At 57.5% G+C, this 23,286-nt stretch carries 23 protein-coding genes; 9 read left to right on the forward strand and 14 right to left on the reverse strand.

Going from position 1 to position 23,286, the window contains the following annotated elements; genetic code table 11:
- Positions 1-2: 2 nt before the first annotated feature.
- The 6 genes from galE to QP503_RS01500 form a co-directional block, all read right to left on the reverse strand.
- A complete protein-coding gene (gene galE, locus QP503_RS01475; protein WP_285101072.1) occupies positions 3-1,004 on the reverse strand; it encodes a UDP-glucose 4-epimerase GalE in 1,002 nt (333 codons plus the stop codon).
- Between the two features lie 167 nt (positions 1,005-1,171).
- Positions 1,172-1,738 (reverse strand): 5-(carboxyamino)imidazole ribonucleotide mutase, encoded by a 567-nt coding sequence (purE, locus tag QP503_RS01480; protein ID WP_103632011.1) that lies wholly within the window; start codon positions 1,736-1,738, stop codon positions 1,172-1,174.
- Positions 1,739-1,858: 120 nt separating this feature from the next.
- Positions 1,859-3,007, reverse strand: a complete 1,149-nt coding sequence (locus QP503_RS01485; RefSeq protein ID WP_179369817.1) for a 5-(carboxyamino)imidazole ribonucleotide synthase — start codon at positions 3,005-3,007, stop codon at positions 1,859-1,861.
- A gap of 105 nt (positions 3,008-3,112) precedes the next feature.
- Entirely contained in the window at positions 3,113-4,438 is a 1,326-nt protein-coding gene (locus QP503_RS01490) for an ATP-binding protein (RefSeq protein ID WP_285101074.1), read from the reverse strand.
- A gap of 114 nt (positions 4,439-4,552) precedes the next feature.
- A complete protein-coding gene (locus QP503_RS01495; RefSeq protein WP_103632065.1) occupies positions 4,553-5,227 on the reverse strand; it encodes a response regulator transcription factor in 675 nt (224 codons plus the stop codon).
- 119 nt (positions 5,228-5,346) lie between these two features.
- Positions 5,347-6,402: an adenylate/guanylate cyclase domain-containing protein gene (locus tag QP503_RS01500; RefSeq protein WP_103632014.1), complete on the reverse strand. Its 1,056-nt coding sequence runs from the start codon at positions 6,400-6,402 to the stop codon at positions 5,347-5,349.
- 128 nt (positions 6,403-6,530) lie between these two features.
- On the opposite strand from QP503_RS01500, the gene QP503_RS01505 reads away from it, so the two are divergent.
- The gene (locus QP503_RS01505; RefSeq protein ID WP_103632015.1) at positions 6,531-7,226 is read left to right on the forward strand and encodes a Maf family protein; all 696 of its coding nucleotides are present in this window, start codon (positions 6,531-6,533) and stop codon (positions 7,224-7,226) included.
- 98 nt (positions 7,227-7,324) lie between these two features.
- Positions 7,325-8,308 (forward strand): 2,3,4,5-tetrahydropyridine-2,6-dicarboxylate N-succinyltransferase, encoded by a 984-nt coding sequence (dapD, locus tag QP503_RS01510; RefSeq protein ID WP_103632066.1) that lies wholly within the window; start codon positions 7,325-7,327, stop codon positions 8,306-8,308.
- Positions 8,309-8,443: 135 nt separating this feature from the next.
- On the opposite strand, the gene QP503_RS01515 is transcribed toward dapD, so the two are convergent.
- From QP503_RS01515 to fdxA, 3 genes are all read right to left on the reverse strand, one after another.
- On the reverse strand, positions 8,444-9,778 hold the full coding sequence (locus tag QP503_RS01515; protein WP_103632016.1) for a citrate synthase: 1,335 nt from the start codon (positions 9,776-9,778) through the stop codon (positions 8,444-8,446).
- A 282-nt stretch (positions 9,779-10,060) separates the two neighbouring features.
- The gene (gene dapC, locus QP503_RS01520) at positions 10,061-11,203 is read right to left on the reverse strand and encodes a succinyldiaminopimelate transaminase (protein ID WP_103632017.1); all 1,143 of its coding nucleotides are present in this window, start codon (positions 11,201-11,203) and stop codon (positions 10,061-10,063) included.
- Positions 11,203-11,544, reverse strand: coding sequence for a ferredoxin (fdxA, locus tag QP503_RS01525; protein ID WP_103632018.1), 342 nt, complete (start codon positions 11,542-11,544; stop codon positions 11,203-11,205). Before fdxA ends, dapC begins: the two co-directional genes overlap by 1 nt.
- A 54-nt stretch (positions 11,545-11,598) precedes the next feature.
- On the opposite strand from fdxA, the gene QP503_RS01530 reads away from it, so the two are divergent.
- Entirely contained in the window at positions 11,599-11,976 is a 378-nt protein-coding gene (locus QP503_RS01530; RefSeq protein WP_257878423.1) for a 2-hydroxymuconic semialdehyde dehydrogenase, read from the forward strand.
- A gap of 46 nt (positions 11,977-12,022) precedes the next feature.
- On the opposite strand, the gene typA is transcribed toward QP503_RS01530, so the two are convergent.
- Positions 12,023-13,942 carry a translational GTPase TypA gene (gene typA, locus QP503_RS01535; protein ID WP_179369821.1) on the reverse strand — a complete coding sequence of 640 codons (1,920 nt, stop codon included), beginning with the start codon at positions 13,940-13,942 and terminating at the stop codon, positions 12,023-12,025.
- Positions 13,943-14,236: 294 nt separating this feature from the next.
- Here typA and QP503_RS01540 point away from each other — a divergent pair, with 294 nt between their 5' ends.
- On the forward strand, positions 14,237-14,815 hold the full coding sequence (locus tag QP503_RS01540; protein WP_442953366.1) for a 1-acyl-sn-glycerol-3-phosphate acyltransferase: 579 nt from the start codon (positions 14,237-14,239) through the stop codon (positions 14,813-14,815).
- Between the two features lie 283 nt (positions 14,816-15,098).
- Here QP503_RS01540 and QP503_RS01545 read toward each other — a convergent pair whose 3' ends face one another.
- The 3 genes from QP503_RS01545 to QP503_RS01555 all read right to left on the reverse strand — a co-directional run bounded on the left by QP503_RS01545 (position 15,099) and on the right by QP503_RS01555 (position 17,781).
- Positions 15,099-15,428, reverse strand: a complete 330-nt coding sequence (locus QP503_RS01545) for an XRE family transcriptional regulator (RefSeq protein ID WP_285069647.1) — start codon at positions 15,426-15,428, stop codon at positions 15,099-15,101.
- Positions 15,429-15,583: 155 nt separating this feature from the next.
- On the reverse strand, positions 15,584-16,666 hold the full coding sequence (ychF, locus tag QP503_RS01550; protein WP_219585357.1) for a redox-regulated ATPase YchF: 1,083 nt from the start codon (positions 16,664-16,666) through the stop codon (positions 15,584-15,586).
- Between the two features lie 38 nt (positions 16,667-16,704).
- Positions 16,705-17,781 carry a 4-hydroxy-3-methylbut-2-enyl diphosphate reductase gene (locus tag QP503_RS01555; RefSeq protein WP_285101076.1) on the reverse strand — a complete coding sequence of 359 codons (1,077 nt, stop codon included), beginning with the start codon at positions 17,779-17,781 and terminating at the stop codon, positions 16,705-16,707.
- Positions 17,782-17,868: 87 nt separating this feature from the next.
- On the opposite strand from QP503_RS01555, the gene xseA reads away from it, so the two are divergent.
- The 3 genes from xseA (at position 17,869) to QP503_RS01570 (ending at position 20,636) form a co-directional block, all read left to right on the forward strand.
- Positions 17,869-19,161 carry an exodeoxyribonuclease VII large subunit gene (gene xseA / locus QP503_RS01560; RefSeq protein ID WP_285101078.1) on the forward strand — a complete coding sequence of 431 codons (1,293 nt, stop codon included), beginning with the start codon at positions 17,869-17,871 and terminating at the stop codon, positions 19,159-19,161.
- A gap of 78 nt (positions 19,162-19,239) precedes the next feature.
- On the forward strand, positions 19,240-19,452 hold the full coding sequence (locus tag QP503_RS01565; protein ID WP_103632023.1) for an exodeoxyribonuclease VII small subunit: 213 nt from the start codon (positions 19,240-19,242) through the stop codon (positions 19,450-19,452).
- A gap of 248 nt (positions 19,453-19,700) precedes the next feature.
- Positions 19,701-20,636, forward strand: a complete 936-nt coding sequence (locus tag QP503_RS01570; RefSeq protein WP_285101080.1) for a carbohydrate kinase family protein — start codon at positions 19,701-19,703, stop codon at positions 20,634-20,636.
- 97 nt (positions 20,637-20,733) lie between these two features.
- Here QP503_RS01570 and QP503_RS01575 read toward each other — a convergent pair whose 3' ends face one another.
- Entirely contained in the window at positions 20,734-21,495 is a 762-nt protein-coding gene (locus tag QP503_RS01575; RefSeq protein ID WP_219585367.1) for an isoprenyl transferase, read from the reverse strand.
- Between the two features lie 337 nt (positions 21,496-21,832).
- On the opposite strand from QP503_RS01575, the gene trhA reads away from it, so the two are divergent.
- Positions 21,833-22,513 (forward strand): PAQR family membrane homeostasis protein TrhA, encoded by a 681-nt coding sequence (trhA, locus tag QP503_RS01580; protein WP_219585369.1) that lies wholly within the window; start codon positions 21,833-21,835, stop codon positions 22,511-22,513.
- Between the two features lie 168 nt (positions 22,514-22,681).
- Complete coding sequence (gene greA, locus QP503_RS01585; protein WP_219585371.1) at positions 22,682-23,161, forward strand: transcription elongation factor GreA; 480 nt, start codon at positions 22,682-22,684, stop codon at positions 23,159-23,161.
- The last annotated feature ends 125 nt before the right edge of the window (positions 23,162-23,286 follow it).

Genomic DNA, 23,286 nt, shown 5'->3' on the forward strand with positions numbered 1-23,286 from the left:
ACTTACTTCATGTACTTTGTCACGTCGATACGGCGAGGTCCGGCCTGCCAGCCGGAAAAACTTGACTCCAAAATATCGTGAAGCGTATGGCGTGCTACCCAACCGAGTTCTTCACTGATCCGTGTTGCGTCCCCAACAAGGACGGGGGGATCACCCGCACGTCGCTCTTCCTCAACGACGTCGAAATCCCAACCGGCAACGCGTCGCAGTCCGTCAATGATTTCGCGGACAGAAGTGTCCCTCCCGGTTCCAACGTTGAAGACGTTATGTTGAAGTGGACGAGAATCAGCAAGAGCATCGAGGGCAGCGATATGAGCTTCTGCAAGATCTCGAACGTGGATGTAGTCGCGAACGCATGTACCGTCCGGAGTCTCATAATCCGATCCGAAAATCCTGGCGGGCTCATCGCGTTCAACACGATCGAGAACCATCGGAACCACGTTCAAGATTGCCAGATCTGCTAGATCATCCCAGCCAGCACCGGCAACATTAAAGTATCGCAACCCGATCCATTTGAGGCCCCATGCGACCTCGCAGTCATGCATCATCCACTCGCCTATAAGCTTCGTTTCACCATAGGGATTAATCGGATGGCATTCGGTATCTTCGCTAATGATATGAACGTCCGGCATTCCGTAAACAGAGGCTGACGATGAGAAGATGATCTGTTCAATACCAGCATCGTTCATGGCGCGAAGGACGTTCGCGAGGCCACCAATGTTCTGCTGGTAGTACCACATGGGGCGTCGAACCGACTCCCCTACCTGCTTTCGTGCTGCACAATGAACAACGGCAGTGACGTCTTCATCCAGCATGACGTTCGCAAGATCTGTGCTTGCGCTATCGGTAGCGATATCAAGAGTGATGAGTTTTGCGCCTTCTACCCTTGATGCTGTGCCCGTTGAAAGATCATCGACAACGATGACCTTTTCGCCTCGTTCCAATAGCAGTCGGACTACGTGGGATCCGATATATCCAGCGCCACCAGTGACAAGAATGCTCATGCTCTCATCCTAGTCGCCGTATAGCCGCCTCAAAGGACTTCGTCGGTTTCTTCCGCCTTTGTCCACCTATTGGCGAGGCCCAGCTAGGTCGTACTTCCGTCACACACAGTGCGAGCCACGATGCCCGCGGGAATCTTGCGGAGCCACGTTTGTCTTGGCGTTAATGCTTAGCTCAACGAAGCTTTCACTGTGTCAGCTAGGGCGCTCCCCTTTGCCGTTGCAACGTCGCGCAGAGCAACTTGGAATTGACGCATTTGGGCGCGCAGTTTCTCGGCCTGGGCTCCTTCACCTGCTCCAAGGATTCGTGCTGCCAGAAGGCCAGCATTGCGCGCACCGGCAATCGAAACCGTAGCAACGGGAACGCCTGCCGGCATCTGGACGATCGAGTGCAGGGAATCGACACCATCAAGGTGTTTGAGAGGAACGGGAACACCGATGACTGGAAGTTCCGTAAGGGCTGCGAGCATACCCGGCAGGTGCGCCGCACCGCCTGCGCCAGCGATGATGACGCGCAAACCTCGAGCAGAAGCGCTTCGCCCGTACGCAACCATGTCTTCGGGCATACGGTGTGCAGAGACCACACCGACCTCGCAGGCGATAGCGAATTCTGCGAGCGCAGCAACAGCGGGTTCCATGGTGGGCCAGTCGGAATCGGATCCCATGACGATACCGACTGCAGGGTTGTCTCCGGTCTTTGTCAGAGTGATATCGAGCTGGTGTGTTTCGGTTGTCATCGATGGTTCCTTCACTAAAACGGTCAATGGGTCATGTATGCGGGCATGATTACGGATCGGGGGTGTGAGTGCCGCCCGGCCTCGTCGGTGACGAAGAACGAGAGGCGAAATATGTGAGCGTTAGCCACGCAGAGTGGCGACAACGGCTTCAGCTTCGGCGCGCGCAACGGCTGGGTCCTTGTCGACGACGGTGACGTGACCGAGTTTGCGCCCGGGGCGAACCTCTTTGCCGTAGAGATGCACTTTGGCGCGCGGGTGGTCTGCGAGCGCAGAGGCAAGGTGGCGTGCTGGGTCGACGAATTCGGAGCCAAGCAGGTTCACCATGACCGCGTGTGTTCCAGGATTGACGAGGTCTGTTGAACCGAGGGGCAGGTCAAGGACAGCGCGAAGATGCTGTTCGAATTGGCTGGTGAACGCCCCATCGATCGTCCAATGGCCGGTGTTGTGTGGGCGCATCGCAAGCTCGTTCACAAGGACGTGCTGGTCGCTTCCTTGTCCGACGACGAACATTTCGACGGCTAGGACACCCGTGACGCCAAGTTCACGCGCGACCGTTTCACCAATCGATGTGGCCTGGGCACGTGTTTCCTCAGTCAGGCCTTGAGCAGGCGCGGTAACCACGGAGCAGACTCCGTCCACCTGTTCGGTGGATGCGACCGGCCAGGATGCGATCTGACCGGAGGGAGTACGTGCGCTCAGGGAGGCGACTTCTGAGGTGAAGGGGACGCAGTCTTCGGCAAGAAGAGTTCCTTTGGCAAGCCAATCGACGGCGTCTTCAGCTTGGTGAATCACTCGTACACCGTGGCCGTCATATCCGCCGACCGGAGTCTTCACGACGATCGGCCACGTGCCAGCATCACCGAAAGAGGCGAGTTCTTCAAGGGTGGACACTTTCGCCCAACGGGGACATGGAATGCCCAGCTCGGTTAACTTTTCGCGCATTGCAAGTTTGTCTTGGGCATACAGCAACGCGGTTCGCGGGGGCTCTGCTGGAAGGTGGCCCTTGGCGACATCAAAGACCGAAGCCGGAATATGTTCGTGTTCGAACGTGACCACATCCGCACCGTCAATCAGCTGTGCAACGGCGTCGGTATCGCCTGGCATTCCGACGATCGACGTGGCAAGTGCCTGTCCTGTTGACCCATCCGAGGATTCAACAAGCGCACGAAGTTCAAAGCCGAGGGCGATCGAACTTTCCGCCATCATTCGGGCAAGCTGCCCACCGCCAATTACTGCAACAACCGGACGAGTGTCCTTGGCTTGATCCATGGCTCTTAATCTAGTCGCAAGGGGCTTATGGGCGCACCTACGTTCACGGCGACGTCAGAGCCTCATTGTTCTTCCTTTGGGATGCGCGCGAAAGCAACGCCAATTTCAGAAGCGACGAGAACGACGCCCCATCGAGACAACCGATCCCTGTGGCATGACGTGATCCGGGTCCATCGAAGCAGGAATCGCAGAAAGCGAAACGGTGAAAACCGGAGGATGGTTCTGTGTCAGTTCCAGACGCCCACCCATCGCTTGAGTCAGGTCTTTCGCCAGCGCTAAGCCGATCCCCGTCGAACCGTGGCCGGAAACTCCCTTGGCAAAAATATCGGGAGCAAGATCATCGGCGACACCCGATCCTTCGTCTGAGACTTCGATAATGACTCCGCGCTTGTTCGCCGACTTCCGTGCGACGACCAGGGTTGTGCCTTCACCGTAGTTCAGCGAATTTTCAATCAATGTGGCAAGGACCTGGGAAAGCTTGCTGGCGTCGGCAAGCAACGGCAGTTCAGCTTCGTCGGTGAATACGAGGCTGCGCCCGGCTTTTTCGAACGCGGATTCCCATTCTTCGCGCTGTGTGTTGAACGCTTCAAGAATGTGGATTGCTTCAGTTTGCGCAGATGCTCGGGCGTTCGCATCAAGGAGTTCAGCCACAACGCCCGTGAGGCGTTCGACCTGTTCGAGACAGTTGCGAGCTTCTTCTTGTACCTCGGGTTCAGTGGAGATCATTTCAATCTCTTCGAGGCGCATGGAAAGTGCAGTCAGTGGAGTGCGAAGCTGGTGTGACGCATCGGCTGCGAACTGACGTTCGGCAGCTAGCCTGCCCGCCATGCGTTCACTGGTACGCGACAGTTCTTCTTGGACCAAGTCGATTTCTTCGATGCCCGAAGGTTTGACCTGAGCACGAACCTGGCCCGCACCGACCTGCTCAGCGTGGGCTGCCAGGTAGATGAGGGGCGCGGATAGCTGGCGTGAAAAGCGGAGGGCAAGGGCTAAACCAACCAGCAGGCACACTGCGATTCCGGCAATAAAGATTCCGAACACGAATGCGATACGTTTCAGCGTTTGTTCTGCGGATACTTCCATGCGGATCGACGTTCCCGCCGTGGATGACGCATGCACGACGAACGACATTCCCCGGGGTTTTTCCCCGGCAAGCATCAGTCCGTGTTGGCGCGTGTTCACACTGATATAGGCATTCCCCTGCATGTCGGTCACTGGTTTCGCCAAAGAAGTGACCGTGTCTTGATCGACATCTGCACCAGTCGCTATACGACGATCGATTGTGTTCACAATCGTCTGTGCCCGGGATTGGACGCGATCCCAATCAGAGTTCCACACAATGGTGGAGGTTGCGACCGCACCGGGAATACCCATCAGGAAACACACCACTGCAACAGCGGTGACAATCATGCGAACGGCTTTTTTACGCATGGGTCCCTTTCATTCCCTACGATTCCCGGCGAAGCGATGCTGTCAGATCGTTCCCCTGAAATAGGTTACCCGCGGCGAAGGATTCGCCGCGGGCCCCATAAGGTTGTCAGTGTGTCAGCGAACTTCGAAACGGAAGCCCATACCCCTGACGGTGGTGATGTAGTGCGGTTTGGTCGCATCATCGCCAAGCTTTCGACGAAGCCATGAGACATGCATGTCCAGAGTCTTCGTGGATCCTGTCGGGTCCGATCCCCAGACCTCACGCATCAGAGCGTCACGTTCGACAACGCTTCCCGCGTCGCGAAGCAGTACGCGCAACAGGTCGAATTCCTTCGCCGTCAGCTGTAATTCTGTTGAACCAACGAAAGCACGGTGAGCGTTCACATCAACGCGAACATCCTGAGCGCCCAGGTCACCCTCGACGCTTTCGGTTCCCGTGCGACGCAGAAGAGCACGGACGCGCGCAAGAAGTTCTGCAAGGCGGAAAGGCTTGGTCACGTAATCATCGGCGCCGGTATCCAAGCCAACAACCATATCGACTTCATCAGTGCGCGCCGTCAGGATCAGAATCGGAACGCTCTTTCCCGACGCACGAATTTCACGCGCGACATCCAGACCATCCATGTCTGGAAGGCCAAGGTCAAGCAGAACGAGGTCAGCGCCATCTACTTCAGCGAGTGCGCCACGACCGGTGCCGTGCGCACGCACTTCGTAGTTCTCGCGGCCAAGGGCGCGAGCGAGAGGTTCGCTGATCGCGGGATCATCTTCAACGAGCAGAACAGTAGTCACGTACCCCATCATATACTTTCAAGATAATTTCTTTCAGATTTCTTGACCTTTTGGACACGGGTTTGTTGAGAAGCTCATGCACGTCAAAGTGCCCGGCCTCGTACCTAAAAGCGGCACCCCTAGTCTTGGAGCGTCAGCAAGTAGGGGGAAACCGGACCAAATCCGTGGAGGTCCGCGGAGGGGAATTCCTCCAAGCGATACCCATCCCCCGCCTTCGAAGCAACGGCAGTAGCGGTCGCTGGGTCCGTCAAAATCTGACCGACCGGCGCAATATCAACCAAACGAGAAGCCAAGTTCACCGTCGGGCCGAACACGTCACCCGAACGTGAGAAGACATCGCCACGGACGAAAGATGCACGAACAGGAAGGATCGTATCATCCGCATTCAAGCGCTCAATCAGCGAAAAAATCACGTTCAAACCGGTCTCAAGATCGTCGGCAATGTACAAAACAGCATCGCCCAGCGTCTTCACCACGCGACCGCCAGCCTGCGTGATCGCCTGACGCGATTCGGCTTCAAAGTGCTCGATCAGTTCGACGACCTCACCACCCAGGATTGTCGACGAGGACGTGTAGGACACCATGTCGACAAAGCCCAACGAACGATTGAGTGGGAACCGAGCCTTGGAGTTCTCGTGACCGCGCTGGGACACTTCCTTATCCAAGCGCGACAGCAATGCCTCCATCTGACGCTGCCACGAGTGAATGAACATCCTCTCGAATGCCTCGACACGGTCCTTCATATGGTCTAGAACGTAGAGGCGAGCCGTCGTGTCATCCAAGCCTAGGCGTCGCACCGCGTCTTCAACAAGCGCTTCACACTGCCACAGCGCTAGACGATCGGCCAAGTGGGAATTCGCCCTCAGAAGCGAATGGCTGGTTGCCGTGTCAATCGCCTGTGAATCAATCATGTCGTTCCACGAGACGAACACGTCCAGATCACGTTCGGTGAACGTCTTTTCGCCAGGCTCAGGGGGGCGGAATCCCAGTGAATTCCAAAAGTCATTGATTTGTTCAACGGTAGTACCAGCGTGCTGGGCGAGCTCGTCGGCACTCATCGTCAGAGGACCGCCCAAAAGGCGGGGAACGTAGCGTTTAACGGTCTGATGGTCGTCCGAAGTAGGGGACTGAGACTGGTGAGCTTGAGCTTCGCCATTGGGCACAGCGCTGTCCATCTCTCCCCTTCACATACAGATCCACACAGATACTTCAGTAGCGTACATCACGTTTGACAGATTCGTGCAGTTACTGCACACAATTATCAAGATGTATCAATTGCCGATTGAAAAGGCAAAATAGACCTATGCGTTTTCTTCTTGCCTCAAAGTCACCGGCTCGCCGAGCAACTCTGATTTCCGCTGGCATCACACCTATTGTTCGCATATCCGACGTTGATGAAGACCTCGTGCTCGCCGACTTCTGCGCGCGTAGCGCCGGCGTTCCTTCGCCCGGCGATCAGGTGACAACCCTGGCAGACGCGAAGTGCGGTGCGGTCATTTCCGGCTTAGTCGATGGCACGATTGTGATCGACGAGGCCCACTGCGAACGCCTCCTCGTCGTTGCGTGCGATTCGATGCTGCTGCAGGACGGGCAGATGCTGGGCAAGCCCCACACTGCAGAAATTGCACGCGAGCGCATCCGAGCTTTCAGAGGCTCCGAAGCAATTCTGTGGACCGGCCATAGCGCAGCGCTCGTCGAGCGAGATCCCTCTACCCCGCTAGATTCCTACGCTCTGATTGCGCGCACCCACGCCTCGACTTCAACCATCGTCCGATTCGGCTCGATGAGCGACGCCGAGATTGATGCCTACGTAGACTCCGGCGAACCGCTCCACGTTGCGGGGTCTTTCACGATCGACGGTCTTGGCGGACCCTTCATTGCTGGGGTCGACGGCGATCACCACAACGTTGTCGGGATTTCACTCCCACTGGTTCACACGATGGCTGAAGAAATTGGTGTTTTCTGGCCGGATCTCTGGGATCATCGCCAGCCTCGCTGAACTTTCCCAGCATTTGGGAGCACTCATCACACCTTGCAAACCTGCCGAAAGGCGGAATGGGCACCCCACAGCGGGCACTCTCGCTTTACAGTAAGCCCATGGATACGAATCAGGCATGGGGCATTGGCCTCGCAACAGTGACGAAGAACGGCGAGACTCTCGACGTCTGGTACCCGCGCCCACACCTGGGTCAGATGGAACCTGGCGATGACACAGATCTGCTCGACACCCTGACTCACATGCAGCGCCACAATGATGCGCGCGGTGTTCGCACCACGGTTGTCACCTGCAGGTCAGATCTGGACGATCAACCGCAGTCCACTGCGGATTCCTACCTGCGCCTCCACCTGCTTTCCCACCGAATGAAAAAGCCGAACACCATCAATCTTGACGGTATTTTTGCTCGCCTCCCCAACGTCGTATGGACCTCCGAGGGCCCGTGCGCAGTCGCAGACTTCGAAGAAACACGTCTGCGTATGCGCGCTCACCTTGGCCACCCGGTCACCGTGATCGGCGTCGACAAGTTCCCCCCGATGGTGAACTACGTCGTACCGAAGGGCGTGCGTATTGCAAACGGTGCAACCGTACGCCTGGGCGCCTACCTGTCTGAAGGAACAACCGTCATGCACGCCGGTTTCGTGAACTTCAACGCCGGCACCCTCGGTCGATCCATGGTTGAAGGCCGTATCTCTCAGGGCGTTGTCATCGACGACGGTTCCGACGTGGGCGGCGGCGCATCCACAATGGGCACCCTGTCCGGCGGTGGCCGCCAGCGCGTGAAGCTTGGTAAACGGTGCTTGCTCGGCGCAAACTCCGGTCTCGGAATTCCTCTTGGCGACGACTGCGTCGTCGAAGCTGGTCTGTACTTGACCGCAGGAGCAAAGGTTGCCGTCATGGAATCCGGTGGCGTCGTCCCCGGTTCGAACGGCCTCTTCGCAGAACCTCGGACGGTTGCAGCGCGCGAGCTTGCAGGCGCATCAAATGTCTTGTTCCGACGCAATTCTCAGTCGGGTCGAATCGAAGCACTGGCCCGCGGTGGCAAGGGCATCGAATTGAACGATGAGCTACATGCAACCAACTGATGAAGGCTCGATCCTTTTCATGCTCACGGGGGTGGCAGACCACGGTCTACCACCCCCGTTGACGTTCAGTTGATCGGCCTCGTCCACGCGCGGCAAGGACTTTGGCTATGCGCCGAGCGCAAACCCGACAGCGCGTTAGTCAATCACGCGAGCCGAGCGCTGGCGAAGAAGCACATAGTCGCGTTCAGTCGAGCCAACGTACACCTGACGCGGGCGACCAATCTTCGTCGACGGATCCTCGGTCATTTCAACGTACTGCGCAATCCAACCGGGCAGGCGACCAAGTGCGAACAGTGGCGTGAACATCTTGGTCGGGAATCCCATCGCCGAGTAGATCAGGCCCGTGTAGAAGTCGACGTTCGGGTACAGCTTGCGCTCCTTGAAGTAATCGTCATTCAAAGCGATATCTTCAAGCTCCATCGCAATATCCAGGAGCTCGTCGCGCTTGCCGAGGCGAGACAGAACATCGTGTGCGGTTTCCTTCACCAGAGCCGCGCGCGGATCGTAGTTCTTGTACACGCGGTGCCCGAAGCCCATCAGACGTACACCTTCCGCCTTCGACTTCACCTTGTCCACATAGCTCTGGACCGACTCACCAGTGTCGCGAATCTGATTGAGCATGCGCAGAACCGCTTCATTCGCGCCACCGTGCAACGGGCCAGCAAGCGCGCCCACGCCGGCCGCAACAGACGCATACAGGTTCGCTTGCGAGGACCCGACCAAACGAACGGTCGAGGTCGAACAGTTTTGTTCGTGATCAGCGTGAAGAATCAGCAACATATCGAGTGCTCGAACAATCGCAGGATCAATGTCGTACGCCTGATAGGGCATGCCGAAGGTCATGCGGATGAAGTCTTCGGTGTAGCTACGTTGCGAGTCTGGGTACAGCAGTGGCAAGCCTGCGGCACGCTTCGCGATGTAGCTGATCATGGTCGGCACCTTCGCCAGCAGAAGCACCAGCGCGGTATCCAGCTGAGTGCGGTCGCGCGGATCAAGCGTGTCTTCGTAGTAGGTTGCCAGGCCTGCGACACCCGCTTGGAGAATCGCCATGGGGTGGCCCCTGTGCGGGAACGCGGTGAAGAAAGCCTTGAAGTCTTCGTGAAGCAAGCGGTGACGGTGGACGGCGCGAATGAAGCTTTCCAGTGTGGAGGCATCAGGGAGTTCGCCGTAGATCAGCAGGTAAGCAACCTCTAGGAACGACGAGCGCTTTGCCAATTGTTCGATCGGGTAACCGCGGTAGCGCAGAATTCCCGCACCACCATCGATGTAGGTAATCGCAGACTGGCATGACGCTGTGTTCGTAAAACCGGGGTCGAGGCTGACTACGTCGCCGTCGGCGAGCAAGCGGGAGACGCTCAAGCCATCATTACCGACGGAGGCGCTGGTGCGCGGGAGAACGATCTTCTTTTCCCCGACGGTAAGCACACCGTCGGGAGTAGTGTCGACCGATTCCACTTTTGCCTTGGCCATGAGGACTCCTTAACGCGTTGGGCAATGCGGAGCCATGCAAGCACACAGGTTGGAAGAATGCGCGAAAGCGCTTTCGTTCTCAACGAGTCGCTTCACTGCGACCACAATCGCCACTTAGGACGAAAGTCCGTTATTTCTGTCACTCTATACGCCACTGTTCGGCCTGTAAAGCGCTAGAACATCAAACTTTCTCAAAGTTATTATAAAGGACTAGTCAACAACATGCTAAGTGTGGGCCATTATTCGAAAACAGGAAGACACCACGCCCGGGAGAGTTTCCCCTTACGCAAGGAAATTGACGCACGTTTCAAGGCGCTGCGAGGCAGCCTCGATTCGCTCATCATTTGCCGTCAGAGCCACTCGCACACGCCCCTCCGCAGCCTCCCCATAAAAATCGCCGGGGGCAACCAGAATTCCCAGTTTCGCGAACGCGTCAACCAACGCCCACGAATCCTGCGTGCGCGGATGTGCGAGCCAGAGATAGAGTCCGGCAACAGAATTTTCATCATTCACGAGGCCAGCTTTACCGCACGCTTCGACCAGCCTCTTACGTCGCCGTTCGTACACAGCACGCTGAGCCTCGACATGCGCCTCGTCGCGAAGAGCGATTGCCATCGCATGCTGAACGGGAGCAGGAACCATCAGTCCAGAGTGCTTGCGGACCTCGACGATCGGGGCGACGAGCTCAGGATCCCCGTAGACGAGTGCGGCGCGATACCCCGCGAGGTTCGACTGCTTGGAGAGCGAGTAGAGGACGAGGAGGCCGCTCGGGTCGCCCTCGCACACGGTCTCGTCGAGGAGGGAAGGGACGCCCTCCGAGATCCAGGGCTCGGCCCAGGGCAGGGCCGCGTAGCACTCGTCGGACACGACAACGGCATCGTGCTCACATGCCCACTGACGAACGGCACGAAGTTCGTCAGCTGACAGGACATGACCATCCGGGTTTCCAGGAGAATTGAGGAAAACAAGAACGGCATCCGGCCACGTATCCGGCTTCCTAGGATCAACTGGAACGGGGGTCGCGCCCGCGAGACGCGCACCAATGTCATAGGTCGGATAAGCAACCTCTGGGACAAGCACCGTATCCCCCGGGCCAACTCCCAGCAGACGCGGAATCCAGGCAACCGCTTCCTTCGAACCGATGGTGGGAATAACGCCGGACAAGCCAACGTCCACCATATTGCGACGTTGCCCCCATGCAAGGATCGCTTCGCGCACTTCCCGAGTGCCAATAACCGTCGGATAACCGTGAGCATCCGACGCTACCGAAAGTGCCTCGCGGATAAAACCCGGCGTCGAATCGACGGGGGTTCCCACCGAAAGATCGCAGATCCCATCGGGATGCGACGAAGCAAGCGCCTTCGCGGGAGCGAGGAGGTTCCAGGGGAACTCGGGCAGTCCGAGCGGGCGGGGCAGTGTGATCATCACTGGTGCGACTCGAGGTAGTCCGCATTCTGCGGGGGCAGCGCGGCGACCATCTCGTCGTCGAAGTCCTGGACACCGGTCTTCTGCGCGCCACCGGGGGAACCAAGATCCTTGAAGAAGTCAGCGTTTGCTCGGTAGTAATCCGACCATTCCTCGGGCAGATCGTCCTCGTAGAAAATTGCCTCGGTCGGACACACCGGCTCGCACGCACCACAGTCCACGCATTCTTCGGGGTGAATGTAGAGAGTACGCGCACCTTCGTAGATGCAATCGACCGGGCACTCATCAACGCAAGCGCGGTCCTTCACGTCAACACAGGGCTGTGCGATGACGTAGGTCATGGCAACTCCTCATTGGAATCGATAGGGAAGCTTCTGCCCTCTATTATCTCCTTTATGAGTCAAAGTGCCCCAATTGAAAGCGCCAATGCGCATAATCGCGCCGAAGACAAGGCCTCGTCCCCCACGAGCGAGACCAACGCGAAGGCGCGATTTTCCAAAGACCCACGGGGCGCAATTCCTGCCAACATAACCGAAGGCGCGAATCTACCACCACTCCCATGGCTCGCATGGATACCTGGCGAACGCGTTGTTGTCCGCTACCGTTTAGCCGACGGACTCCATGACGCTCTTGGCACCCTCAAAACAACGTCCCGCGACTACGTCGAGATTGAAACCCGACGTGGACTGGTCCGAATCGATGCCGAAACCATGGTCACGGGTAAAAAAGTTCCGCCCCCACCAGCCTTCGGATCGTTTCAGAAGGAAAACTGACGGGGACGGAATCTATAGCTGAGCTAGTAAAGCATGGTCGCGCCACTCACTTCGCTGCGCGACGCTCGCGTGCTGCGATCTTGAAACGTTCCTGCGCATCCAAGACGACCTTGCGGACGCGAACCGCTTCAGGCGTGACCTCGACACATTCGTCGTTAGCCGCAAATTCAAGCGACTCTTCAAGAGTCAGCTTGCGCGACGGAGTCAGCGATTCGTACACATCAGCGGTAGCTGAACGCGTGTTCGTCTGCTTCTTCTCACGGCAGATGTTGACGTCCATATCTTCGCCACGCGGATTTTCGCCAACAACCTGGCCTTCGTAAACCTCGGAAGAAGGCTCAACGATGAAGGAACCGCGTTCCTGCAGATTCGTCATCGCATACGGAGTTGCCTGGCCTGCACGGTCAGCAACCAGCGAGCCGGTCAGACGCTGCTCGATGACACCCTGCCACGGGGCGTAGCCGTCAGCGATCGACGATGCGATACCGGTACCGCGCGTTTCGGTGAGGAAGCGGGTACGGAAGCCGATCAGACCGCGCGCCGGAACGACAAACTCCAGGCGGATCCAGCCCGAACCGTGGTTCGACATGGTTTCCATGCGACCCTTACGGGCTGCCATCAGCTGCGTAACGGAGCCGAGGTACTCTTCGGGAATGTCGATAGTCATACGTTCCATCGGCTCACTGCGAACACCTTCAATGTCCTTCGTGACAACCTGAGGCTTACCGACGGTCAGTTCGAAGCCTTCGCGACGCATCTGCTCGACCAGGATGGCAAGAGCCAGCTCCCCGCGACCCTGAACCTCCCAGGCATCGGGACGCTCGGTCGGCAGAACCCTCAGAGACACGTTGCCCACCAGCTCGCGGTCAAGACGATCCTTGACCTGACGTGCGGTGACCTTCGCACCCTTGACACGACCAGCCATCGGCGAAGTGTTGATACCGATCGTCATCGAGATCGCCGGATCATCAACGGTGATCAACGGCAGAGGACGAGGATCTTCAAGGTCGACCAGCGATTCACCGATCATGATGTCTTCAATACCGGCAACAGCGACGATATCGCCGGGGCCAGCAGTCTCAGCAGAAACGCGCTCCAGGCCTTCAGTGCGTAGCAGTTCGGTGATACGCACGGAACGAATGGTGCCGTCATGGCGGGCAAGACCCACATTCGCACCCTTGGTCAGCGTGCCATTGTGGATACGAAGCAGAGCAAGACGACCTAGGAACGGCGATGCATCAAGGTTCGTAACGTGTGCCTGAAGCGGAATGTCCTCTTCGTATTCTGGGCCGGGGATACGGTTCAGAATCGTTTCAAACAGGGGCTCGAGATCCTCGGTCGGAAGCTGGCCGTCACCGGGGTTTTCCAGCGAGCACACGCCAGCCTTGGCGGACGCGTAAATAACGGGCACATCGAGCAGAGAATCAACATCGGTTTCAATACCGTCATTCAGCAGATCTTCACCCAGCGACAGCAGAAGGTCGGTCGTTTCAGAAACGACCTCTTCGATACGAGAGTCCGGGCGGTCAACCTTATTCACAACGACGATAACCGGGAGCTGTGCCTGCAGAGCCTTACGTAGAACGAAGCGAGTCTGAGGAAGCGGCCCCTCGGAAGCATCGACCATCAGGACAACACCATCAACCATGGACAGACCACGTTCAACCTCGCCACCGAAGTCAGCGTGACCGGGGGTGTCAATAACGTTAATGGTGACGCCGTCTTCAAGACCGAGCTTCTGAGCGGCTGGACCACGGTAGTGGACAGCTGTGTTCTTCGCGAGGATCGTAATGCCCTTTTCGCGTTCAAGATCGCCCGAGTCCATGACGCGCTCGCCCGTCTTCTCGACGGTGTCACGGTCAGAAAAAGCGCCGGACTGCCAGAGCATCGCGTCGACCAGGGTTGTCTTACCGTGGTCAACGTGCGCCACGATTGCGACATTACGCAGGTCAGAGCGGGTTGGCATAGATGAACTCCTCAATAACACGATGGCCAGCAACACCTGAATCAGTCAGTGCGAGCATGGCCGGTGGGTACACATTCGACCCACAAAATAGCTGAAACCAGAATATCGGCTTAACGCCGGCATTCCCCTACCCATACCTGCGACGTTCACCACGTCATGTGGGACGCTCATGCACGCTCGCGAGCGGGCGTACTACCGTTAGAGAGGAAGTGAGACCGCATGATGCGCCTCGTCGCCCATCATTGTCGAACACCACACAACCACCCCGAAGCACCCACCATCGAGAGGGACACTGTGCGAATACGCCCGCTGATCGCCCGCACGTACATGAAGTTCTCGCGTTGGACTCTGTCCGCCGAGCCACTGCCTGAAAAAGTCATGGTCATCGGTGCGCCTCACACGTCCAACTGGGATGGCGTTTTCATGGCGCTCGCATTCTGGTCGATTAACCGCGAATTCACGTTCCTCGTCAAAGACTCCGTGGTGAAGGTCCCCGTCTTCGGTAGGTTCGTCAAGTGGATCGGCGGACGTGCGATCGATCGCAGTGGTGCACACGGCGTCGTGGGGCAGATTGTGGAGCAGTCGAACGTCGCGGATAAATTCACCATCGTGCTCACCCCGAAGGGTACGAGGTCCCCGCGCGACTACTGGAAGTCCGGTTTCTACCGGATTGCGACGGGTGCCCACTTGCCTGTTCAGCTCGGGTTTGTCGATAAGAAGACGATGACTTTCGGATGGGGTCATAACATCACCCTGACCGGCGACGTGCGCGCTGACATGGAGGTCATACGCGAGTTCTACGCTGACAAGGTGGGCGTGAACCCCGAAATGGCGTCGGTTCCACGCCTGCACGCTGAGGACGAAGAGGCCTAACCCCCTGGTTTTTTACGGGCAGAACGCCAGATTGTGTGGCCTCGTCTCCTATTTTGCGTTGAGAGAAGTCGCTCCCTTGGGGCGCGCAAGGCACCGTCGCAGGCCTCGAGTCCGGTGGCGGCGGAACGGTCGCAGTGGTCATCATTTCGATCCTTCTGATTGCGTTCTTCTGGCTGCCTCAGGCAAACGCATGTTTCATCAGGACCACTGAAGAAGCTGACCGGGCATCGGGCATGACCCCCTAACCACACAGCTGATTTCAGAAGCAGCCGAAGAGCGTTCCCTAGTCGATGACGAGGGAACGCTCTTCGCTTACAACGAGCACCTCGGCCCCCTTGAGGGCCTCACCGAGAACGTCGTTGACCGCCCACTCAAGAGAGTCAAGGGCGTCTTCTCCCCCGCTGATGGCCTCAGCCTCGCAGTCGTTGACCCGGATGAGCGCAGCCCCGCCGATTGACACAACACCCTCGGCATCAGAACCGTGCTCTTCAACAATGCGCGCCCACGCGGAGTCCAGCGCTTTCGGCGTTATGACACGCACCCGGACTCGGTATGCCAGGTCTTGGGTTGTGTGCCGATCAAACCAGTCATCAGACACTTTCCACATCGTCATGCTTCAAGTATCAGACCAAGCAGCAGAAAACTGCAATGGGTGGGGCACCTCGCTCAACGTTGAAGCGGAGCTCAACCACGTTTCGCACGAGACGAACGTCACAGCCTCTATTCTACTTCTTTGATGTAAGCCCCGTTCGGAACTTGGTCAGAGGTTCAGACGTTGAACCTGAACTCGACGATGTCGCCGTCAGCCATCACGTAATCCTTGCCTTCCATGCGGACCTTGCCGGCCGCGCGGGCTTCCTGCATGCCACCGTATTTGATCAGGTCGTCATAGGACACGATCTCAGCTTTAATGAAGCCCTTCTGGAAGTCCGTGTGGATAACGCCGGCAGCCTGCGGAGCAGTATCACCGCGATGGATCGTCCACGCGCGCGATTCCTTCGGACCTGCCGTCAGATAGGTCTGCAAGCCAAGAGTTTCAAACCCAACGCGCGCCAGCTTGTCCAAGCCGGCTTCGCTCTGTCCGGATTCTTCCAGCATCTCGCGCGCATCGTCTTCATCAAGCTCAACCAGTTCGGCTTCGAACTGAGCGTCAAGGAAGATGGCATCAGCCGGAGCGACCAGCTCACGCAACGATGCTTGCAGGGCCTCGTCTTCCATCCCCTTCGCGTCCATGTTGAACACGAAAATGAACGGCTTAGTCGTCATGAGCTGGAACGATTTCAGCGCATCGGGATCCAAGTCAGCGCCCGCAGGGCCCGACAGGAGCTCGCCACGTTCGAGGATTTCAAGAGCTGCCTTGGCAGTTTCAAGAACGACCGCTTCGGTCTTCTTACCTCGTACCTCTTTTTCGAGGCGCGGGATCTGCTTTTCCAGCGTCTGGATATCGGCAAGAATCAGCTCGGTCTGGATCGTCTCAATGTCGGAAGCAGGATCAACCTTGCCGTCAACGTGCACGACATCCGGGTCTAAGAATGCGCGAGTTACCTGGCAGATCGCGTCGGCCTCGCGAATATTTGCGAGGAACTGGTTGCCCAGGCCTTCACCCTCAGACGCACCTCGGACGATACCTGCAATATCAACGAAGGAAACCGTCGCGGGAATGATCTTCTCTGAATGGAAGATATCCGCCAGCACCTTCAGGCGAGGATCCGGCAAAGGCACAACGCCAACGTTCGGTTCAATGGTTGCGAACGGGTAGTTCGCCGCCAGAACGGTGGCGCGAGTCAGAGCATTGAACAGGGTCGACTTGCCGACGTTGGGCAGTCCTGCGATTCCGATAGTAAGAGACACGCTGACCATTCTAGGTCAGCGTGCCATCGTATGGAGTATCAGCTGGTGTGATCAGGGCCAGCCTTGCGCGGTGCGTGCGGGCGTGCGTCGACTAAGCCGTTCGCTTTCAGTTCCGTTCGCAAATTACGAGGCAACGCGAAGGTGATCGTTTCCGTTTCAGTTCGAACAACGTCAACCGTGGGGAACCCACGAGGTTGCAACCACTCAATAACATCGCGAACCAGGATCTCAGGCACGGAAGCACCCGAGGTCAAACCGACCACCTTGGCGCCTTCAAACCAGACTTCCTGCAGTTCTTCAGCCTTATCCACGCGATACGCTGCACCGGCACCGGCTTCAAGAGCGACTTCGACAAGGCGCACCGAGTTCGAGGAGTTCGCCGAACCGACAACCACCATGACGTCAACCTTCGGGGCAATCGTCTTAACGGCAACCTGACGGTTTTGGGTCGCGTAGCAGATATCGTCCGACGGCGGGTCAATCAGATTGGGGAAACGCTGACGCAGACGGTCAACCGTTTCGCGCGTCTCGTCAACGGACAGCGTGGTCTGTGAAATCCACACGACACGGTCAGGATCACGAACCTCAACGTTTGCGACCTCGTCGGGTGTTCCCACGACCTGAATATGCGAAGGGGCTTCACCGAAGGTACCTTCGACCTCTTCGTGCCCCTGATGCCCGACCAGAATGATGTCGTAGTCTTCCTTCGCGAAACGCACGGCCTCGCGGTGAACCTTGGTCACCAACGGGCACGTCGCATCAATCGTGGCAAGCCGACGGCGTTCAGCTCCATCACGTACTTGTGGCGAAACACCGTGTGCACTGAAGACGACGCGAGCTCCTTCGGGGACCTCGTCAGTCTCTTGGACGAAAATCGCGCCACGCTTCGTCAGCGACTCAACGACGTATTTGTTGTGCACGATCTCTTTACGCACATAAACCGGCGCACCGTAAAGGTCCAAGGCCTTTTCAACGACATCAACAGCCCTGTCCACTCCGGCGCAGTACCCACGTGGGGCGGCCAAGAAGATGTGACCGGCCTCGTTCCCCGATTCCTTCGAAGAAGCGGAGCAGGTCGAATCGATGGCGGGAAAAGCATCCGTCAGGTCACTCATGCTCTCAATTTACCGACATCTGGGTCGTGAGTGCGCGCTGAACGGGGCTTTGAGCACAGCTCCACATTTCTGCAATTCGATTCACCCATGGTCTGTGGCATTCTTGGATGCGTGACGAATCAACCTCTGGCACTTCGGGCCGCGGACACAACCGCAGATAACCCCTGGCCTCTCCGCAAGCTAACGGAGAACATCAAAATCTACGTCGAACGCATGTCTACGCTCTGGGTCGAAGGCCAGATCGTTGAATATAAGCCACGCGCTACCTCGAAAATCGCATTCTTCGTCCTCCGTGATGTTGAGACCGACACTTCGATGACCGTCACCGCATGGCCGGGGATGCTGAAGGAACTTGGTGGCGCTTTCACAGAGGGCGCACGGATCGTCACGCGTGTTACCCCTCAGTTTTGGACATCAAAGGGTTCCCTGAATCTGCGCGCACAAGAAATCCGTATCGCGGGCTCGGGCAATCTTCTGCTTCAGATCGAGCAATTGCGCGCTCAGCTTCAAAAAGAAGGACTCTTTGCGCTTGAGCGAAAGAAGCCCATCCCCTTCCTGCCCGGTCGAATCGGCCTAATCTGCGGGTCGAACGCGAAGGCGAAAGACGATGTCCTCGTCAACGCCACAGACCGCTGGCCCGTCGCCGACTTCGAGATCAGGGAAGTCGCCGTTCAGGGCGAGCGCTGCGTGCCAGAAGTCATGAGTGCTCTCAGGGAATTGGACGCACGGCCCGATATTGATGTCATCGTCATTGCACGCGGTGGCGGCTCCGTCGAAGACCTTCTGCCGTTCTCTAACGAGCGACTACTGCGCGCCGTCGCGCTAGCTTCCACTCCGGTCGTGTCGGCGATTGGGCACGAGGCCGACGCTCCCCTGCTGGACTTTGTCGCCGATTTCAGGGCGTCGACTCCGACGGATGCCGCGAAGCGAATCGTCCCGGACTATGCAACTGAGCAAGCGCACATTCAAACAGCAATCGACACAATGCGCGGAGCCATCATGCTTCGATTGGGCCGCGAGCGCCAGCTCATCGATTCATACGCTTCTCGCCCGGTTCTGCTCAGCCCGGGGGCGGTCGTCGATACGCATCGCGCGGGGCTTGCTCAAACGCTCACCGGTTTGCGACATGCAGTCGAGCGACGTCTTTCAGCTGAAACAACCGCACTGGGACGGATGCAGGCAACACTCACTGCTCTTTCCCCGCAGGGAACACTCGATCGCGGATATTCAATTCTGAAGCTTCCCAGTGGAGCAATCATCAAGGATGTTGCCGACGCACCAAAAGGTAGTTTGATCGAAGGCATCCTTGCATCGGGCCGAATGGTCGCTCAGGTTGTGGGAACTACGCCCGCGTCGCCGACAGGCCAAGCGAACGGATAAATGGGCGCGACCTCGTCCCCCTTTCTTTGCACATCAACCATTCACTCTCACATCGACTGTCATACCCCGGAGGTACATATGGATAACGAACTGGCTCCCGTCGAGTCACTGTCCTACGAGCAAGCACGCGACGAACTCGTGCAGATCGTCAAGCAACTCGAATCGGGTCAAGCACCGCTTGAAACGACTCTGTCTCAGTGGGAGCGCGGGGAAGCGTTGGCCACTCACTGCAAGCAGATTCTTGATGTTGCCGCGTCTCGTCTGGATAAGGCTGAGGCCCCCACACAGTAAGCTGGCAGGCGCGAATGATGGTTCGCGTAGAGCTTGTCATCGAATTCGTTTGGGAGTCTTTGTGGATGTGCTTGAGATCCAGTTGATATCCGCTTTGGAGACGAACACAGCGACCATGGCGGGCAACAGACCAACACCCTGCGCACAGATGCCACACGCGAGCATCGATTGGGCACGTTGATACCCTGCTCAGACTAAAATCGGTACAGATCGCGCAGCCTGTCTGCGCACCCGACAAAGGATGTGCCATGGATCTTGCTCACGAGCCTCATATTCTCGCCATCGGCGAAGCGCTCATTGACATCGTTACGCCTATTTCTCACCCTGAAGATGCACGCGAAATCCCCGGTGGTTCGCCAGCGAACGTCGCTATGACCCTTGGGCGTCTGGGACGCCCATCGGTGCTCTCCACGTGGTTTGCAAACGACCCGCGTGGCAAGGTCATCGAGGAACACTTCACCGCTTCCCACGTGGTCATCACCCCCGAATCGCGCGGGGCTCACCACACGACCACCGCTCTTGCATCCATTGATGACAAGGGCGCGGCCACCTACACCTTCGACTTCGACTGGAACCCCACCCGCCCGATCCCCGTTTCTGACCAAGCGCTGGTCGTGCACGCAGGCTCGATTTCCGCGGCCGTCCAGCCTGGTGCCGACACCGTGTACGAGGCCCTGAAAACCGCGCGTCCTCACGCACTGATCACCTTCGACCCGAACGCTCGTCCTGCCGTTATGGGCTCGCCAAAAAAAGCCATGCCCCTGGTCGAAAAATTCGTCGCAGTATCGGACGTCATCAAGGTGTCCGACGAGGATCTTGAGTGGCTTACCAATGGTGAAGAACTCGATCATGTGATTGCCCGTTGGCTTGACCTTGGGCCTTCGTTGATTATCGTCACTCGTGGCAAGAAGGGCGGTCTAGCCGTTTCGAAGTCCGGTGTCCGCGTCGAAGCTACCCCCGGCGATGTCAAGGTCGTCGACACCGTTGGTGCTGGTGATTCGTTCATGGGTGGCATTTTGGATGCAATGTGGGGTCTTCAGCTGTGCGGTGCTGAAGGACGCGCCACTCTTGAGACAATTGATGCTGACCAGGTCCAAACAATTCTTGACCGCGCTTCCCGCATCTCTGACGTGACCGTGTCACGCGCGGGCGCTAACCCACCGTGGTCGTACGAAATCGACTGACGCGCTACGTACAATACGGGCGATACCTCATGAAGTATCGCCCGTATTCTTTATCCAACAGGTGGCTTCACTCCACCGGTGTCACACTCCGACGGATCTATTTTCCCAGCCTGCGTTCACGTTGAGCATAGGAGCGCAGAGCACGCAGGAAGTCCACGCGCCTAAAGTCCGGCCAATAGGCCTCGCAGAAGTAGTACTCCGAATGGACTGACTGCCAAATCATGAACCCGGACAGTCGTTGCTCGCCGGACGTGCGGATCACCAAATCGGGGTCCGGTTGGTCTTTCGTGTACAGGTGAGCAGTGATATCCGCATCGGATAGACAGTCTGCGACTTCGTCAAGGTTCTTCCCCTGGGCCGACGCCTCACGCATGATCGCGCGAACAGCTTCGGTGATTTCGTGGCGTCCTCCGTAGCCGACGGCAACGTTGACTTTCATGCCCCGAACGGTCGCGGTCGATGCAACCGATGCGCGGATCCGCGCTGCTACGTCTTCGGGGAGTAGGCCCAAGTCTCCAACGACGTTGAGATGCCATTTTCCTTGCATAGCCAAGTGGTCAACGGCGTCGGCGATGATACCAAGGAGTTCGGTCAGTTCCTCTGATGTGCGAGAAAGATTGTCGGTCGACAGCATCCACAAGGTGATGACTTCGACGCCGAGTTCTTCTGCCCAGACGAGGAATTCGGAGATCTTTTCGGCGCCGGCACGATGACCTTGCGACGCTTGTTTGCCGGTGGATTTGGCCCAACGACGGTTTCCGTCAAGAATGACACCAATGTGTCTGGGGATGGCCGACTGGGGAAGCTGCTTGCGCAGACGTTCCTCGTACAGGTCATAGGCCAGAGCGAGTCGCGCCATGGTCCCTCCCATTTCCGGCTACCGGTAGCAGTTGACAGTGTCGTAACCGTTAGCGACACCGTATTGGGCAACCGCTAGCGATCGTTGATCTGCGTTAAGGGTAATCGTTTTTCATAATGAAAGTGACCTCACCTGCACGCATATGCACAGTGGAGGTGCGCGATGACCACGATTGTTGGAACCGAACACCTTGGAGGCCTTGGAAGATGTTCATCTGCTGAATTGCCCCTCGTACACAATCGCTAACTTACGGTAACGTAGGTTATGTGGATATCAGCGTGAGACTGACAGCCACGGTTTGAATTAATTCGCGTTTGAATTCGTTGTGGGAGGCATCATGAAGGTCGCATCGCTTCATCCGAAGTCGTGGGTTCCAAACCAGTTGATCGCTATTAAGCCTCACCTGCGAGGATGGTTGCATCTTGTTACAGCCCCACTCTCGCTAGCGGCATCAATTGTGCTGATCTGTCTTGCCCCAACGACTCCGACAAAGTGGGCATCAGCGGTTTACCTTGCCTCGTCTCTTCTTCTTTTTGGCATCTCGGGTCTCTATCATCGCTTCTACTGGAAGCCGAACTGGGAGCTCGTGTGGAAACGGCTTGATCACTCGAATATTTTCCTTCTCATCGCCGGCACATACACTCCCTTGTCGGTTGCCTTGCTCACCAGGCACGATGCAATGGTTCTGCTGTCGATTGTCTGGATTGGGGCCATCATCGGGATCCTCATCAACCTTTTCTGGCCGACCGCCCCGCGGTGGCTCTCAACGTTAATCTACGTGGTTTTGGGATGGACTGCTGTCGCATACCTCCCTCAGCTCTGGAGCGCTGGTGGCCCGGCTGTGGTCTGGCTGATCGTCGCGGGGGGCATTCTTTACACGCTGGGCGCAATAGTCTACGCAACAAAGCGTCCGGATCCTTCCCCAACGTGGTTCGGGTTCCACGAAATCTTCCACGCTTTCACCGTTGCCGCCTGGGCATGCCACTGCGTGGGCGTGTACTTGGCCGTTCTTCTCTGATTTTCTCTGCCCGTGTTGACGAGGCCGGACGGCTCATCTGCACGTTACGTTTGCGCCCGGAATTTACCTGACTACTTCGCATTCAGGCAGGAATGCTTTGGCATTGCTAGACTGACTGAGTCTTAGCGCCGGTACCATCGTTCCGGCTATCGTTTTTGGAGGACACTTATGGCCGACACTCAGTGGCTGACTCAGGCTCAGTACGACCTTCTACAGAAGGAGCTCACCGAGCGCATTGAAATCAAGCGCCCGGAAATTGCGAAGCTGATCGATGCGGCTCGCCAAGAGGGCGACCTGCGTGAGAACGGTGGCTACCACGCTGCACGCAACGAACAGTCGATGAACGAAACGCGCATCCAGACTCTCCAGGAGATGCTCGCTTCAGCAGAGGTTGGCGAAACGCCCGCTGATGACGGCATCGTTGAACCCGGCATGGTTGTGACTGCTCTGGTTGGCGGACGCGAGATGACGTTCCTGCTCGGTTCACGTGACGCTGGTGGAGACTTGGGCGTGCAGGTCTTCTCTGCGAAGGCTCCTCTGGGTGCCGCGGTCACCGGGCACAAGACGGGCGACAAGGTGTCATACGAGGCTCCAAATGGCAAGGAGATCGAGGTCGAGATCCTCACAGCAAAGCCTTTCGCGGGCTGATCCGCTCTAGAGCGCCCCTTCATTCCTACTCTTTCACGGTCAGCGTTTCAAAGAAGATACGCTTCCGTAGAACACCCGGAGGGAAATAGCGCCGAAGCATGTGTGGCGGGGTCAGTAGTCTTTGA

Origin of the sequence: Pauljensenia sp. UMB0895, assembly GCF_030218905.1 — a bacterium.
In the GTDB taxonomy this organism is placed as follows: domain Bacteria; phylum Actinomycetota; class Actinomycetes; order Actinomycetales; family Actinomycetaceae; genus Pauljensenia; species Pauljensenia turicensis_A.